The sequence below is a fragment of the Pseudomonas sp. NPDC098747 genome (assembly GCF_044760045.1).
Taxonomy (GTDB): Bacteria; Pseudomonadota; Gammaproteobacteria; order Pseudomonadales; family Pseudomonadaceae; genus Aquipseudomonas.
The window spans coordinates 1-14,204 of sequence record NZ_JBIWAL010000086.1 but is presented as its reverse complement, the minus strand read 5'-3'; the positions used below and the strand labels follow the sequence as shown (position 1 = coordinate 14,204).

At 57.5% G+C, this 14,204-nt stretch carries 16 protein-coding genes and 1 tRNA gene; 10 read left to right on the top strand and 7 right to left on the bottom strand.

Annotation, left to right across the window (positions count from 1 at the left end; genetic code table 11):
• From cyoE to ACIQVE_RS27795, 4 genes are all read left to right on the top strand, one after another.
• Positions 1-759: heme o synthase (gene cyoE, locus ACIQVE_RS27810; protein WP_402814794.1), on the top strand; the 759-nt coding region annotated here is incomplete at its 5' end.
• A gap of 125 nt (positions 760-884) precedes the next feature.
• Complete coding sequence (locus ACIQVE_RS27805; protein WP_402814791.1) at positions 885-1,229, top strand: toxin; 345 nt, start codon at positions 885-887, stop codon at positions 1,227-1,229.
• Positions 1,226-1,540: a helix-turn-helix domain-containing protein gene (locus tag ACIQVE_RS27800; RefSeq protein ID WP_402814788.1), complete on the top strand. Its 315-nt coding sequence runs from the start codon at positions 1,226-1,228 to the stop codon at positions 1,538-1,540. The genes ACIQVE_RS27805 and ACIQVE_RS27800 overlap by 4 nt, the downstream gene beginning before the upstream one ends.
• Before the next feature lie 192 nt (positions 1,541-1,732).
• Complete coding sequence (locus ACIQVE_RS27795) at positions 1,733-2,224, top strand: RidA family protein (protein ID WP_402814785.1); 492 nt, start codon at positions 1,733-1,735, stop codon at positions 2,222-2,224.
• 342 nt (positions 2,225-2,566) lie between these two features.
• Here the strand turns inward: ACIQVE_RS27795 and ACIQVE_RS27790 are convergent, their stop codons facing one another.
• Together ACIQVE_RS27790 and ACIQVE_RS27785 are read right to left on the bottom strand one after the other, a co-directional pair.
• Positions 2,567-3,271 (bottom strand): hypothetical protein, encoded by a 705-nt coding sequence (locus tag ACIQVE_RS27790; protein WP_402814784.1) that lies wholly within the window; start codon positions 3,269-3,271, stop codon positions 2,567-2,569.
• A gap of 131 nt (positions 3,272-3,402) precedes the next feature.
• The gene (locus tag ACIQVE_RS27785; protein ID WP_402814782.1) at positions 3,403-4,308 is read right to left on the bottom strand and encodes a LysR family transcriptional regulator; all 906 of its coding nucleotides are present in this window, start codon (positions 4,306-4,308) and stop codon (positions 3,403-3,405) included.
• Positions 4,309-4,410: 102 nt separating this feature from the next.
• On the opposite strand from ACIQVE_RS27785, the gene ACIQVE_RS27780 reads away from it, so the two are divergent.
• Positions 4,411-5,583: an aspartate aminotransferase family protein gene (locus tag ACIQVE_RS27780; protein WP_402814780.1), complete on the top strand. Its 1,173-nt coding sequence runs from the start codon at positions 4,411-4,413 to the stop codon at positions 5,581-5,583.
• Positions 5,584-5,714: 131 nt separating this feature from the next.
• Here ACIQVE_RS27780 and ACIQVE_RS27775 read toward each other — a convergent pair whose 3' ends face one another.
• From ACIQVE_RS27775 to ACIQVE_RS27765, 3 genes are all read right to left on the bottom strand, one after another.
• Positions 5,715-7,634, bottom strand: coding sequence for an alkaline phosphatase D family protein (locus tag ACIQVE_RS27775; RefSeq protein ID WP_402814778.1), 1,920 nt, complete (start codon positions 7,632-7,634; stop codon positions 5,715-5,717).
• A 71-nt stretch (positions 7,635-7,705) separates the two neighbouring features.
• Positions 7,706-8,449, bottom strand: a complete 744-nt coding sequence (locus ACIQVE_RS27770; protein ID WP_402814776.1) for a hypothetical protein — start codon at positions 8,447-8,449, stop codon at positions 7,706-7,708.
• 116 nt (positions 8,450-8,565) lie between these two features.
• Positions 8,566-9,744: a hypothetical protein gene (locus tag ACIQVE_RS27765; RefSeq protein ID WP_402814773.1), complete on the bottom strand. Its 1,179-nt coding sequence runs from the start codon at positions 9,742-9,744 to the stop codon at positions 8,566-8,568.
• A 325-nt stretch (positions 9,745-10,069) separates the two neighbouring features.
• On the opposite strand from ACIQVE_RS27765, the gene ACIQVE_RS27760 reads away from it, so the two are divergent.
• Positions 10,070-10,825 carry a hypothetical protein gene (locus ACIQVE_RS27760; protein ID WP_402814770.1) on the top strand — a complete coding sequence of 252 codons (756 nt, stop codon included), beginning with the start codon at positions 10,070-10,072 and terminating at the stop codon, positions 10,823-10,825.
• Between the two features lie 34 nt (positions 10,826-10,859).
• Here the strand turns inward: ACIQVE_RS27760 and ACIQVE_RS27755 are convergent, their stop codons facing one another.
• Positions 10,860-11,189, bottom strand: a complete 330-nt coding sequence (locus ACIQVE_RS27755) for a hypothetical protein (protein ID WP_402814769.1) — start codon at positions 11,187-11,189, stop codon at positions 10,860-10,862.
• 225 nt (positions 11,190-11,414) lie between these two features.
• Here ACIQVE_RS27755 and ACIQVE_RS27750 point away from each other — a divergent pair, with 225 nt between their 5' ends.
• Both ACIQVE_RS27750 and ACIQVE_RS27745 read left to right on the top strand, forming a co-directional pair.
• Positions 11,415-11,714 carry a hypothetical protein gene (locus ACIQVE_RS27750; protein ID WP_402814766.1) on the top strand — a complete coding sequence of 100 codons (300 nt, stop codon included), beginning with the start codon at positions 11,415-11,417 and terminating at the stop codon, positions 11,712-11,714.
• Between the two features lie 91 nt (positions 11,715-11,805).
• A complete protein-coding gene (locus ACIQVE_RS27745; RefSeq protein WP_402814764.1) occupies positions 11,806-12,066 on the top strand; it encodes a DUF6429 family protein in 261 nt (86 codons plus the stop codon).
• Between the two features lie 108 nt (positions 12,067-12,174).
• Here the strand turns inward: ACIQVE_RS27745 and ACIQVE_RS27740 are convergent.
• Positions 12,175-12,259: transfer RNA gene (locus ACIQVE_RS27740), tRNA-Leu, on the bottom strand.
• 108 nt (positions 12,260-12,367) lie between these two features.
• Between ACIQVE_RS27740 and queA the strand changes: the two genes are divergently transcribed.
• Positions 12,368-13,432: a tRNA preQ1(34) S-adenosylmethionine ribosyltransferase-isomerase QueA gene (queA, locus tag ACIQVE_RS27735; protein WP_402814761.1), complete on the top strand. Its 1,065-nt coding sequence runs from the start codon at positions 12,368-12,370 to the stop codon at positions 13,430-13,432.
• 14 nt (positions 13,433-13,446) lie between these two features.
• Positions 13,447-14,204 (top strand): tRNA guanosine(34) transglycosylase Tgt (gene tgt / locus ACIQVE_RS27730; RefSeq protein WP_402814799.1); only part of this gene is annotated, 758 nt, incomplete at its 3' end.

The following is a 14,204-nucleotide window of genomic DNA, read 5'->3' as shown; positions in this document are numbered from 1 at the left end:
ATCGGCACCTCCCTGGTTGTAGCCTCCGGTTGCGTGTTCAACAACTGCATCGACCGCGACATCGACCTTAAGATGGAACGCACCAAGAACCGGGTGCTGGTCCAGGGCTTGATCTCCCTGAAACTGGCCCTGATCTACGCGACCATCCTTGGTGTTCTCGGCGTTGCATTGTTGTACAAGGTGGCCAATCCGTTGGCCGCTCTGTTCGCGGTAATCGGCTTCGTGATCTACGTCGGCTTCTACAGCCTCTACCTCAAGCGCAAGTCGGTTCACGGCACGCTGGTGGGCAGTCTGTCGGGCGCCATGCCGCCAGTGATCGGTTACGTCGCCGTAACCAATAGCTTCGACATGGCCGCGCTGGTTCTGCTGGTGATGTTCAGCCTGTGGCAGATGCCGCATTCCTACGCCATCGCGATCTTCCGCTTCAACGATTACCTGGCCGCATCGATTCCGGTGCTGCCAGTGAAGCGCGGGATTCAAGTGGCCAAGAAGCACATCCTGCTCTACATCCTGGCGTTCCTCGTGGCGACCTTGATGCTGACCTTCAGCGGCTACGCCGGCATGAGCTACCTCGCCGTCGCCGCCGCCATGGGCATGTACTGGTTGTACATGGCCTGGACCGGTTACAAGGCAGTGGATGACACAGTCTGGGCACGCAAGCTGTTCGTGTTCTCGATCTTCACCATCACTGCGTTGAGCGTCATGATGTCCCTGGACTTCAAGGTGCCGGGCGAGTTGTTGCTGACGTACGCGCCGTAAGGTTTCGAGGCTTCAAGAAAAACCCCGCCATCGAGAGATGTGCGGGGTTTTTTGTTGGTTATATGTTTATCAAAAGCGGGATTTGTTGATAGTCTTACTATGATCAACTTGATTATGGTTTGCGCATGCGAACCCTATTCTTTGAAACCACAATATTCACTACGAGCGTTGGGCATTACCTGACGGACGATGAGTATCGTGAGCTACAGACTCATCTCCAAAGCAATCCACTGGCAGGCAATGTGATGCCGCGAACGGGTGGCTTCCGGAAATTGCGTTGGGCTGATGCTCGACGCGGTAAAGGCCGTCGAGGTGGCTTGCGGGTTATCTATTATTGGCTTATGAATGACAGCCAGTTCTGGATGTTCGCAATTTATGACAAAGATGAGCTTGAGAATCTGACCGCCGAGCAAGAGAAGGCGCTCAGGAAAGCCATTGAGAAAGAGTTGAAAACACGAGGTACTCCATGAAAAAACGCGACCTGTTTGCAGAGTTGATGCAGGGCGTTGATGAGATGGCGGCTCAACGCGAAGGCAAAATTACGCTGCGCAATACGACGGTCGAGGACAAGCCCGCTCCTGAGGTGGGGGCTCAGGAAATCGTCGCATTGCGGGAAAAGCTGCATATGTCTCAGGCAGTTTTTGCCAAGCGAATCAGGACTAGTGCGAGCACGCTGAGGAATTGGGAGCAGGAAAAGTCAAAACCCAATGCTCAGGCAGCTCTGCTGATCCGGTTGGTGGAGAAATTCCCTGACATGGTCGAGCGACTGGGTGCCGTTTAGGTATGTCGGCATTCAACAACAAAGCCCCGCGCTTCGGATGAAGATCGGGGCTTTGTCGTTCAAGACGACTGGTTGCGGTATCCCGGCAAACCCCCTAGATTCGGATCCAACCATGACAGTGATAGCGCCATGCCATTCCACAGGTGCTCAACTGTTCTTGTTCTTCATGCATCGATAAAGAGGCTGGGCGAAATGACTGAGAGGATGACCTGCGACGAACGCTTCATTGCCCTGGCTCAAGAACTGAATTACGACATCTACGGTGAGAACACCGCCGGCGGCAATTACGCGCCTTTGATCCGTCATCACAACGAGCTGTACATCAGCGGCATGGTGCCGCGCACTCATGGCAAGATTCAGTACCCCGGTCGGGTTGGTCTGGAGTTGACGCTAGAGGATGCGCAAGCCGCTGCGAGCATCAGCGCAATGCGATGTCTGGCGCTGATCGTCGATGCGGTCGGTTCGCTGGACAAGATCCGCGCGTTGTTACGGGTCACGGTATATGTGAAGTCCACGCCTGATTTCGTTGACCTCAGCGAAGTGGCCAACGGTGCGTCGGATGTGTTCAGCCATGTGCTCGGCGATGCTGGCCGGCACACACGCACCACGGTTGGTGTCTATCAGTTGCCGAAGAATGCGGCGATTGAAGTGGACATGATTGTGGCGTTGCATCCTTCGGCTTAATGTCATTTCACCGCCTGCCCTCACCCTAACCCTCTCCCAGAGGGAGAGGGGACTGACTGAGGTGTTTTCTGGATAAACGCCGACCTGAGATATCCCGCCGAACTCGGGTATGAGAAGCGCACCAATCGGCTAGGAGGGACTGACAGAGGTGTTCTCTGGATATATGCCGACCTGAAATATCCCGCCGAACTGCGAATTTGAAGGCAACCCAAATCGGCTCCCTCTCCCTCGGGAGAGGGCTGGGGTGAGGGGCGACGATGTACGCCAAAACGCCAACCCCATGCCGAAAACAAAAAGCCCCGCCTGATCACTCAGTGCGGGGCTTTTTCGTCAGCGTGGCCGTTACTGCGCGGCGATGCTGTAGCCATCAAACGCGGTCTGCTGCTGCAGCGCGGTGATGATGTTCTTGCGATTCACGGCGTGTTCGGCGCCGGCGTTGTCGACAAAGGTTTCGCCGTCGACTTCGGCTTCCTCACCTTCACCGACGAAGGTGAAACCGAGGAACTCCAGCGCTTCACGGTCAACGTTCAGGCGCGAGCGTGGCGTGCGCAGTGGCAGGGTCACGCTGCTGCCATCCTTGCTGATGGTGAAGATTTCGACTTCTTTCTTCGCCCGTGCAGCTTTGCTTTTGCCGCCACTCGGATTGCTGATCGCCTGATGGGTCTGATTCAGCACTTTGAGCGCCAGGCCGTAAACGATTTCCTGAAAGGCTGGATCGTCCTTGAAGCTGGACAGAATGCGGCCGATCGAGAACTTGCTGCTCAGGTCTTCGAGGGCAGCGATGTCGGCAGCCTCGGCATCCTTGAGGCTCTTGAGTTCGCCCATCAGCTCGTAGGCCTTGTCGTCATCGAAACGGTCGTGAGCCTGGCGAATCGCGGTGCGCAGTTCGCGGATCTGGTCGCTTTCGCGGGTCGACTGGAACGCGTCCAGGACCATCTCGCTGATGATTTTGGCTTGTGGCAGGTGTTGTGAAAGATTGATGGAGTTTTCGTATTCCGCTTTGGACGATTCGGTGACTACGGATTCAGCGGTGTTGAAATCGGACATTGAAATTTCACTACTTTTTAACTTGAGTGGAGATGAGCAAGCACGGGGCTTTTTCAGGTCGACTAATTTAGGGGAGCGGGGCGACGTTGTCACGGAGCAACGGGCTGACGGTACAGGTTTTTTCCCGTCACTCAGCTTCTTCCCCATGCCTGCATCGCAAACTCGACGAAACGCCGAAGCTTGGGCAGTCGATACCGATCCGGGGCGTACAGCAGGTGCAAAGGACGACTGGGCGGTTGGTATTCGGGGATCACCGTGACCAGTCTGCCGTCGCGCAGATCCTGTTCCACCAATGCATCGGGCAGCATCACGATGCCCATGCCGGTGCGTGCGGCCTGATGCAAGCCGGCGGAGCTGTTGATCAGCATTGAGCCGCTGACGTCGACCATGATCTCCCCGTCAGGGCCGCTGAGGCGCCAGCGTTTCTCTACCGATTGCCAGTCATCGCCAGTGGGGTAGGCGAAAGCCAGGCAGTCATGCTGCTGCAATTCTTGCGGCGTAAGCGGCATGCCGCGTCGTGCGACATATTCCGGCGATGCGCATACGGTCAGGGTGTAATCAATCAGCGGTCGGGCAATCAGGTTGGACTGCTCGAAGTGGCCCAGTCGAAAGGCGACGTCGAGGCCGCTTTCCAGCAAGTCCGGGCGACTGTTGGTCAGCACCACGTCGAGTTTGACCTTCGGCCATTGCAGCGAGTACTCACTGAGCTTCGGGGCCAGCCGTTCAACGCCGAAGGTCAGCGGCGCGGTAATGCGCAGGATACCGCGCGGCTCATCGAGAGCCTGTTCGGCGAGGCGTTCGGAGTCCGCCACGAGCCCCAGCACATCCAGGCAACGCTGGTAGTAGACGCTGCCGAATTCGGTGAGCCGCTGACGCCGGGTAGTGCGTTGCAGCAATTGCACGCCGAGCCGTTGCTCCAGCGCGCGCAGATGATTTCCTACCATCGTCGTCGACATATCGCACTGCAACGCGGCCGCCGTCATGCTTCCGGCTTCAACGACTTTGACGTAGACGTTCATCGACTGGAACAGGTCCATTATCAAGCTCTGCTTATAAATGATTGAAGTTTTGCCGAGTTTATCCAGCTCTGGTGGCTAACCATACTGCAAACACACCGACCTTCACTGGAGTTTGAAGTCATGACCGCCGCCCTGATGAACACCTATCAACCGCTGGCCCTGAGCTTCATCAAGGGGCTGGGCACACGTCTGTGGGATCAGGCCGGTCGCGAATATCTGGACGCGGTCGCTGGGGTCGCCGTGACCAACGTCGGCCACTCGCACCCGCGGATCGTCTCGGCGATCAGCGAGCAGGCCGGTTTGCTGTTGCACACCTCCAACCTGTACAGCATCGACTGGCAGCAGCAATTGGCAAAACGGTTGACCGAACTGTCGGGGATGGAGCGCGCGTTTTTCAACAATTCCGGGGCCGAGGCCAATGAAACTGCACTAAAACTGGCGCGGCTCTACGGCTGGCGCAAAGGGATCGAACAGCCGCTCGTGGTGGTGATGGCCAACGCGTTCCATGGCCGTACGCTCGGCACGCTGTCCGCCAGCGACGGGCCGGCGGTGCGTTTGGGTTTCAATAATTTGCCGGGTGATTTCGTCAAAGTGCCGTTCGGTGACCTCGCCGCGCTGGAGCAGGTTCAGCGCAAGCACGGCGAGCGCATCGTGGCGATTCTGGTCGAACCGATTCAGGGTGAAAGCGGCGTGCAACTGGCGCCGCCCGGATACCTGAAAGCCCTGCGCGACATCTGTAACCGGCATGCCTGGCTGCTGATGCTTGACGAGATCCAGACCGGCATCGGCCGCACAGGCCAGTGGTTTGCGTTCCAGCACGAAGGCATCGTCCCGGACGTCATGACGCTGGCCAAAGGACTTGGCAACGGCGTGCCGATCGGCGCGTGTCTGGCACGCGGCAGGGCGGCGGATCTGTTCACGCCCGGCAGTCATGGCAGCACGTTTGGCGGTAACCCATTGGCCTGTCGGGTTGGCTGCACTGTGCTGGATATCATCGAAGAACAAGGCCTGCTGGAGAACGCCCAAGTGCAGGGTGAACGCCTGCTGACGCGGTTACGCGCAGAGTTGGCGGACAACCCCAATGTGCTGGCGATTCGCGGACAAGGATTGATGATCGGCATCGAGCTGAAACAGCCGATTCGGGATCTGACACTGATCGCGGCGAGGGATCATGGGCTGCTGATCAACGTCACGCGCGGCAAGACAATACGGCTGCTGCCGCCGCTGACGATTGACGAGCGGGAGGTGGGGATGATTGTTAGAGGTGTTGCGCGGGCGATCACCGCGATTTAAGGGCTACCCGATAACCCTGTGGGAGCGAGCTTGCTCGCGAATGCGTTGGATCACTCAAAATGGATGTCGACTGACCTGCTGCTTTCGCGAGCAAGCTCGCTCCCACACGAAATGACGTTGCCTAGATAAGATCAGTCCGGATAATCCGCCAAATCCGGCGCCAGCATCCGCGTCTTCGCCGCGCCGTTCGAGTTGTGCTGAATGATCTCTCGCGGCTGTCCCTGTTCATTGAAAAATACCTGACCGATCCCCGCCGAATTCCACAGGCGCTCACCGGCCTCGGCGTGTTCCGGCGTATACGGGACGATGCGCATGCGTCGGCGTTTGGTCAGCCAGTTGAGCGGCGAGCGTGGCGAGTACAGCCAGCGGTTGAGGCGGTCGAACCATTCCAGTAGCGTCGGTGGAAACTCGTTCTTGATGCCGCTGCTGGTGATCTGCCAGATTCTCGGGCCGGCCTTACGGTGTCGGATAAGTACTTCGTAGACGAAGGAATAATGCACATCGCCGGACAGCACCACGTAGTTTCCTGGCGTGCGCGAGTGTCGGAAAATGTTCAGGATCACCTGCGCGGCGCCCCGATGGGCCATCCAGTTTTCGGCATCGACCAGCAGCGGAAAACCGCACCAACTGAAGATCTTTTGCACGGTTTCAATCAGCTTCACGCCGAAGATCGGCGCGGGCGAAACGATGATTGCCGAGGGGTGATCGAGCAGCTCCTGTTGCAGTTCGCTCAACGCTTCCCAATCGAGCAGTCCTGACGGTTGCTTGAGCGCCACTTCGCTGCGCCAGCGTCGGGTACGGGTGTCGATGACCACCAGCGCCGGGCTGGTTGGCAGCACGAAATGCCAGTGCTGAAAGCGCAGCAGTTCATCGATCAGATCGTCCTGCACCGGACTGTCCAGGTAATGGTCATCGCCACTGGCAATCAGACGCTGAGTCTTCACCAGCACATCCTTGAAGGCGTCCGGGTTATTACCCCAGCCCTGGCACAACATGTAAGCGATCAACGCGTTGCCGATGATGCGCTTGGAGAACGGATGGCCGTAGGCCGTTTCCTCCCATTGCGCAGATAAATTCCAGTCATCCGTGATGTCGTGATCGTCAAAAATCATCAGGCTCGGCAGATGCGCCAGTGCCCGCGCGACGTTGCCCAAGCCTGCCTTGAAGGCATCGATACGCGTCTGTTCGAGGGTGTAGCGCTTGAGGCGCTCGGGCGTCAGCGTTGGCGCCGTCGGGTTGATCAACGTCCATGCCACCGGCGACCACACCAGCAAATACATCGCGATGACTTCGGCAAAGGTCACCAGATGATTGTCGGCACTGCTGCTGGTGAAAATCGGCTTACGTGCACCGCCGAAAAATCGCTCGCGCAATGTCTCGTTGCTCTCAAGCGCGGGTAACAAATCCGCACGATGGTAGTAACTGGCCGGGTGGTCGTAGAGCTTGGCGCTGTCGCTGACCACGGCGCCTTCAAGGTGTTCGTCGAACAGGCCGAGGCGTCCGATCAAGGCATGAATCGCCCGCAGCGTCGGCCCGGCGACGTCATCGGCGTAGACCTGGTCGCCACTCATCATCAGCAGCGCCGGGCGCTGTTGCGGGTCGCTTTCAGCAGCCAGCAGTTGATCGACACAAAGCAAACCGTCCACCGCCGGATGATGCGGCTTACGGCAAGAACCGTGGAGCAACTGATCGATCCGCGAACGCACCACGAAGTTTGGACACGTAGCGTCGCCATACAACAGATGCGGCGCCCAATCGGCGATGCACTCGTCGCCATCAATCAACACGTCGTAATCGACTAACTCGTCGAGGGGCAGGGCGTTTTCGAGGCTGACATCAATGAGATGAACGAATGCGCGAGTGCCTACGGGAATGACCCTGCATTTCTCGGCATCGAGAGGAATGTCTCCTACACCTTGCAAGCGCAAAGTCAGCGACAGTTGGCGCGTGCCAACCAGCCACAGCACCAGCCGCTTGGGCTCCAACCGTCGCAACAGCGGGCCGGCCAGAACAGGTGGCAGCGGGGTCAGATCATCAAGTGTTGGGGACATCCGGGGTCAAGACTCAAGGCGCACGGCCGGCGATGATAACGCAGCCGGCGCCTTGAGCGCTTAAGCGAGGCTTAAGAGTCGGCTTTTTGCAGTTTCAGACCCAGCAGACGCCATTCGGCAGGCGTCGCGTCAACTCTTGGCTGTTCTTGTACGGAGCAATCGAAACGGTAGGTGACATCGTCGCCAGTCATGTTGCGAGCGATGACGGTGTTGCTGAAGGTGTAGACCTGATCCTTGAAGCGATGGCTGACGAGGGTTTTGCTGTCAGCAAAACGGGCCGAGGCGGGATAGCGCAATGTGCCGGTCACAAACGGGCTGCACATGACATACGCGAGCATCGACTTGTCGGCCTGTGCGTCACTGCGAAACTTTTTGCTCAGCGCTGCCAGGGCTTCTCGTCCCTGATTGTCACTCTGGTCCAGCACGGTTTGCAGCGCCATCGACTTCGGTGCTCGGCTGGCGTAGTTCGGCAGCAAGGCGGAATCGGCGGGCGAAGGCTTGTCATCCGGTTCGATGGCGGCAAACACCGGCGCGTCTTTCAGCGCAGCGGGTGTCGCTACCATTTCGGACTCAGGCAAAAGCGAGGTGGGTTCGACTTCTTGCGTCACAGTGTTTTCCGTCTTCGCCGCTTCGTTTGTAAGTGCCGAAGGGAACAGCGATAGGGTGATCGACAACACCACCATGGCAACAATAAAACCGCCGGCCGCGCCGACGATGTTGCTGTAAAACACATTCCAGCTGCCGCGGTTCTTCACCACCCAGCGCCACATGAAACCCCAAGCCGCGAAAAACGCCAGAAAACGCAGAAACTCCATTTGATCCTTTCCTTAAACCTGCAAAAACGCTCAAGGCAGCACGCTTCGAGCCCGCTGCAATAATGGGCAGCAAGATAACAAAATAGAAGCGTCGAGCTTCTGGTTCATTGAGCTGATCAGCTACCGGTCAGTTCGAAGCGCAGGTCCAGCAACTTCCAGTCGTCAAAACCTTCGTTCATGGTTGGCAAAGCCTGCAGAGTGCATTCGTAACGATAGGTCAGATAGTTTCGCGCAGCGTCCTGGATCTTCATCAGACTTGTGCTGGTATAGATCTGGTCTTTGTAACGCTGAGTCGAGAGAGCCTTGTCGTCGGCAAACAGGGCCAGTTCCGGCTGACGCAGAACGCTGCGTAAAAACGGCTCGCACATCTGGAACGCGATCAGTCTTTTGTTGGCGTCCGCCCCGCCAATGAGCCCTTCTCGCAACTGCGCATGAGCCAGAGTCTGTTGCGCCGTCATCCCTTGAACCGTCGCCAGTTCAGAACGGGTTATCGGTATTTCATTGAGATAGTTTTCCACCAGGCCAGACTTGAGCGGTTCTGGCGTAGCAGCAGGCGCAGCAGCGACATACTCGGGCAATGCTTCCCGGGGCGACGTGTTGGCAGAACCCGCAGGGCCTGATTTTCCTTGCATGGTCAACTCCAGCAGGCGCCATTGGTCATCCTTGATCCCGTTGCCGGAGACGAACTGCACGGCGCAGTCATAGCCGAGACTGACCATCGTGCCTTCCATGTTTTCGCCACTAATCCTGCTCATGACGAGGTAGGTCTGGGATTTGTAGCGGTCGAATCGAAAGTCCTCAGTCTCGTCGAAGGAGGCGGAATCCGGAATGCGCAGCGTGGATTTTGCCGCTGACCGACAGATCAGCCCCGCCAGGCTTCCGTTGACCCCGTTGGCCATATCTGCGCTGGCTCGCCATTGCGTGTATTGGCTTTTCCACTGTGGATCGAGACTGGCGGAAAGCAGCGGTGTAGAGAGCCGTGGATAGCGCGGGCTGTCGGTTGGCAGCAACGGCGACGTCGGAGCGGATGCACGACTGACCGGAGTGCGTGGGACAAAGGATCTGAGCTGGCTTTCGTTCGCGATTTGCGGCTGAGTGCCGCTGGATGTCGCGGGGGTAGATTTTTCGGGCAGAAGTCCGTCGACGATAACGAACACCACGGCTGCCACGATAAACCCGGCAATCAGGCCGGCGAAGTGGCCGAAGATTACCGGCCAGTTTCCACGATTCTTGACGACCCAGACCCACATCCCTGCCCAGACCAGCAAAAACATCACGATCAACGATGTTTCCATCCCATCCATTTCCTTTCTTTAATTCGTGTCAGCTCACTAAGTAGATCCGCCTTTGCGGGCGGCAAGATAGCAAAACAATTACGCCTCAGTTCCCATGTTGGGAAAATAATTCGCAGCAAGAAACAGCAGGGTCGCCATGCCGGCGGCAAACCCACACACCGCGCTCAGGTTCCGGCCATCACTAGCAAGCACAACAAAGCATCCATTGGTTTATTCCCGAGTGCTCGATAACGGAGGCGGTTGACAGGCCTCCAGCGAGAGTGGACGGCAAGATATCAAAATAGTAGCTTTGCGCCACTTTCTTCAAACACGTAACGGACTACACATGCCGATTGTTTCTTCTGCCCCGCGCCTGCTCGGCGCGTTCCTTCTCGCCATCGTAATGACCCCGGCGCTTGCCGATGGGGATGAAACCCCGGAGGTTGCCTGGAAGGAATACCTCTCCGATTGTGAGCGTTTTCAGCAAGTAGTGAACAACGTTCAAAACGGGACCATGACTGCCAGGGCGGCGATGGTCCGCGTCGATAGCTTGAAGCAAACTGTTTTCGTCCATCAGGAGCACCTCGCCCAGGCAAGCCTTGCCTCTCCCGATTATGCCCGTTGCGAAAACGTCATTGCCCAGGCGACCGTGATCTGGAACAAGGAACATGACGTCCAGGACAAAGAGATTCAACAGCAATACTTCAAGGCTCAGGCCGAGCACGAGAAGTCTCCGGAATACAAGCGCGCCCTCGCTCTGGGCTTTAGCGACGTCGGCGGAATCGGCAAGCTCAACGAGCTGGCCGAGGAATCGGAAACGGATGGCGAAGCGTATCTGAAGACCTTGATGATTACGGTCGACTGGGGTTGCGGCCGACATTTGCGCTCCGTGAGATACGTCAAACCCTATGTGATCTACACCGCCCATCCCGATGAGGGCAGCTGCGCCGTCTATAAAGAGGTCGCGGTGCTCGGCGGAGAGAGGGTGGAGAGGGGCGAGACCATCGATCAGGACGCGATTTTTCAATACGTGGGATGGAAGACGCTGGAAGGGCCAGGTGGGTTTCCCGTCGACATTCGAGTCGTAAAAGTGCGGAAGTAATCCGAAGGGCTGTTTCTTCAGATTGCGTATCTGATTACAGAATGTCCTTCAAATAACCCTTGAGTGCGAGGAGCGGCTGATCGAGCTGCTCCAGCGACTGCGCCTGGCTGAAATTGGCTGACAGCTTGTGCAGCTCCCGCCCCAGCGGTTTCTCGACACCGCCCAAGGCGTCCATTGCCAGACCAAGACACTCGTTCATCTTCAACTGAATGGTCTCGACATCACCCCGCCGCACCAGCAACTCGAAAATGTCTTTCTGGTAATCACCCATGACCATGTCGTCCCGCAAAATCGGGCTCAGGCCTTCTTCCTCGTAAGCGAGCTTGAGGGAGAAGAGGGCGACTGTTTCCAGTGACGTTTCCATGGGGTGCCTTTTGCGATGTCCTTCGGAGTGAAAAGTTGAGGGTTCTGAGTGCAGCCAACGCCGAACCGGGGGCGGGCGAGATTATACGTATCGGAATCGCATTCAGAGCAAGGCTGATAAATTCACCATCGCTAAAATCGCTGACAGGGAGTCATGCATGGCAAAGCCATTCGCACAAACAACCGACCCCCAAGCTCGGCAGTTGCCAGCATCGGCGCTGCGAGAATGAAAAAGTTACTGATCGGGGCGGCGTTCGCGTTGGGGGTTATGCTCTACGGCGGCTACTACCTGGCCCTTGAAGACGGTGATATTGAAACCATCCTGTTTATCAAAAAGCATCCGACGTTGCAGATGAGGTTTTACAACATCCACGCTAACGACGGGGAGGTCAGGCAAGTCGAACGGCTAACGGATGAGGAGCGAAAAATGATCATCGATTATTGCCGGTATCGGCTGGGGCTCGATACGGTGCTGAGAACGCAGGATGATGTTGAGAGATGCAGACTAAATAGCGCCGTCCGATAAACGTTACGGGTATAGACCCGGTCGAATGGGAATCGGAGGTGTGCCCCCACAAACTCGACGTTAAATGTTGAACGCAAGCGGAGTGACGACCATGGAATACGACGACAAGCTGATGGAGGATGCCGTGCTCGCCCTGTTAGCAGCTTTAAGTTCAGATGACGGGAATGCCTGGAAAGGCTTCGACTTCCAGATCATGAACCGATTGCATGAACAGGGATTCATCAGTAATCCAGTGAATAAGAGCAAGTCGATCTGGTTGACGGATGAAGGCCTGGAGCGAGGTCGGGAGATAGCTGAGCGGTTGTTTGGGGCGAGTGGTCAAGCCGTGCCTGCGCCCAACCTTGAGACGTGATCTCATGTTGCGGCCAGGCTGCTTGTATCTGAAAATCATCTAGCCGAAGGCTACCGGTTTTCTACAGACGAAAAAAAGGCCTTGCCTAAGCAAGACCTTTCTTGATTTTGGTGCCCCGAGGGAGACTCGAACTCCCACTCCTTTCGAAAACGGATTTTGAATCCGCCGCGTCTACCAATTCCGCCATCAGGGCTCAATGGCGGCGAAGTATAGAGATGAGATTACCGTTGGTCAATCACGTTTCATGGTCAATTTTCGATATTTCCGCTAGACTTTCGGCCCCTGCTAGACGAACCCCATCATGCGCGTTGCTGACTTTACCTTCGAACTCCCTGATTCGCTGATCGCCCGCCACCCTTTGGCCGAGCGTCGCGGTAGTCGCCTGCTGACCCTGGATGGGGTCAGCGGCGCCCTGGCACACCGTCAATTCACTGATTTGCTTGAGCATTTGCGCCCGGGCGATTTGATGGTGTTCAACAATACCCGGGTGATTCCGGCGCGGCTGTTCGGGCAGAAAGCGTCCGGCGGCAAGCTGGAAATCCTCATCGAACGGGTGCTCGATACGCATCGCGTACTGGCGCATGTGCGTTCCAGCAAGTCGCCGAAGCCGGGTTCGAAGATTCTTATCGACGGTGGTGGCGAAGCCGAGATGCTTGCGCGTCACGACGCGTTGTTCGAGTTGGGCTTTGACGAAGAAGTGCTGCCGCTGCTTGATCGCGTCGGGCACATGCCGTTGCCTCCTTATATAGACCGCCCGGATGAAGGCTCGGATCGCGAGCGTTATCAGACGGTGTACGCCGAGCGCCTGGGCGCGGTGGCGGCGCCGACGGCGGGGCTGCATTTCGATGAGTCGCTGATGGAGGCGATTGCTGCCAAAGGCGTCGAGACCACGTTCGTCACGCTGCACGTTGGCGCTGGTACGTTCCAGCCAGTGCGCGTCGAGAAGCTTGAAGATCACCACATGCACACTGAGTGGCTGGAAGTCGGCCAGGACGTGGTCGATGCAGTCGCCGCGTGTCGTGCGCGCGGTGGTCGAGTGATTGCTGTGGGCACCACCAGCGTGCGCTCGCTGGAGAGTGCGGCGCGCGATGGCGTGCTCAAGCCGTTCAGTGGCGACACCGATATCTTTATCTTCCCGGGCCGGCCGTTCCATGTGGTCGATGTCCTGGTGACCAATTTCCATTTGCCTGAATCCACGCTGTTGATGCTGGTTTCAGCCTTCGCCGGTTACCCCGAAACCATGGCCGCCTATAAGGCTGCCGTCGATAACGGTTACCGCTTTTTCAGCTACGGTGATGCGATGTTCATCACCCGAAATCCCGCGCCGACTGCCCCTAGTGAATCGGACCCAGAGGAAACAGTATGAGTCGCACCTGTCGTATGTCGTTCGAGCTGCTTGCCACCGATGGCAAGGCCCGTCGTGGTCGTCTGACCTTCCCGCGTGGCACCGTCGAGACCCCGGCCTTCATGCCGGTCGGTACTTACGGCACGGTCAAGGGCATGTTGCCGCGTGACATCGTCGCCACCGGCGCGGAAATGATCCTGGGCAACACCTTTCACCTGTGGCTGCGTCCCGGCACCCAAGTGATCAAGGAGCACGGCGACCTGCACGATTTCATGCAGTGGAAGGGCCCGATCCTGACCGACTCCGGTGGCTTCCAGGTGTTCAGCCTCGGCGCGATGCGCAAGATCAAGGAAGAGGGCGTGACCTTCGCCTCTCCGGTCGACGGCGCCAAAGTGTTCATGGGCCCGGAAGAATCGATGCAGGTTCAGCGCGATCTGGGCTCCGACGTCGTGATGATTTTTGACGAATGCACGCCGTATCCGGCTGACGAAGACGTCGCCCGTGTGTCGATGGAACTGTCGTTGCGTTGGGCTCAGCGCTCGAAGAATGCTCACGGCGAGAATACCGCTGCACTGTTCGGCATCGTCCAGGGCGGCATGCACCAGGATCTGCGCAAGCGCTCGCTCGAAGGCCTCGACAATATCGGCTTTGATGGCCTGGCCATTGGCGGTCTGTCGGTGGGCGAGCCGAAGCACGAAATGATCAAGGTGCTCGATTATCTGCCGGGCCTGATGCCGGCTGACAAACCTCGTTACCTTATGGGCGTTGGCAAACCGGAAGATCTGGTTGAGGG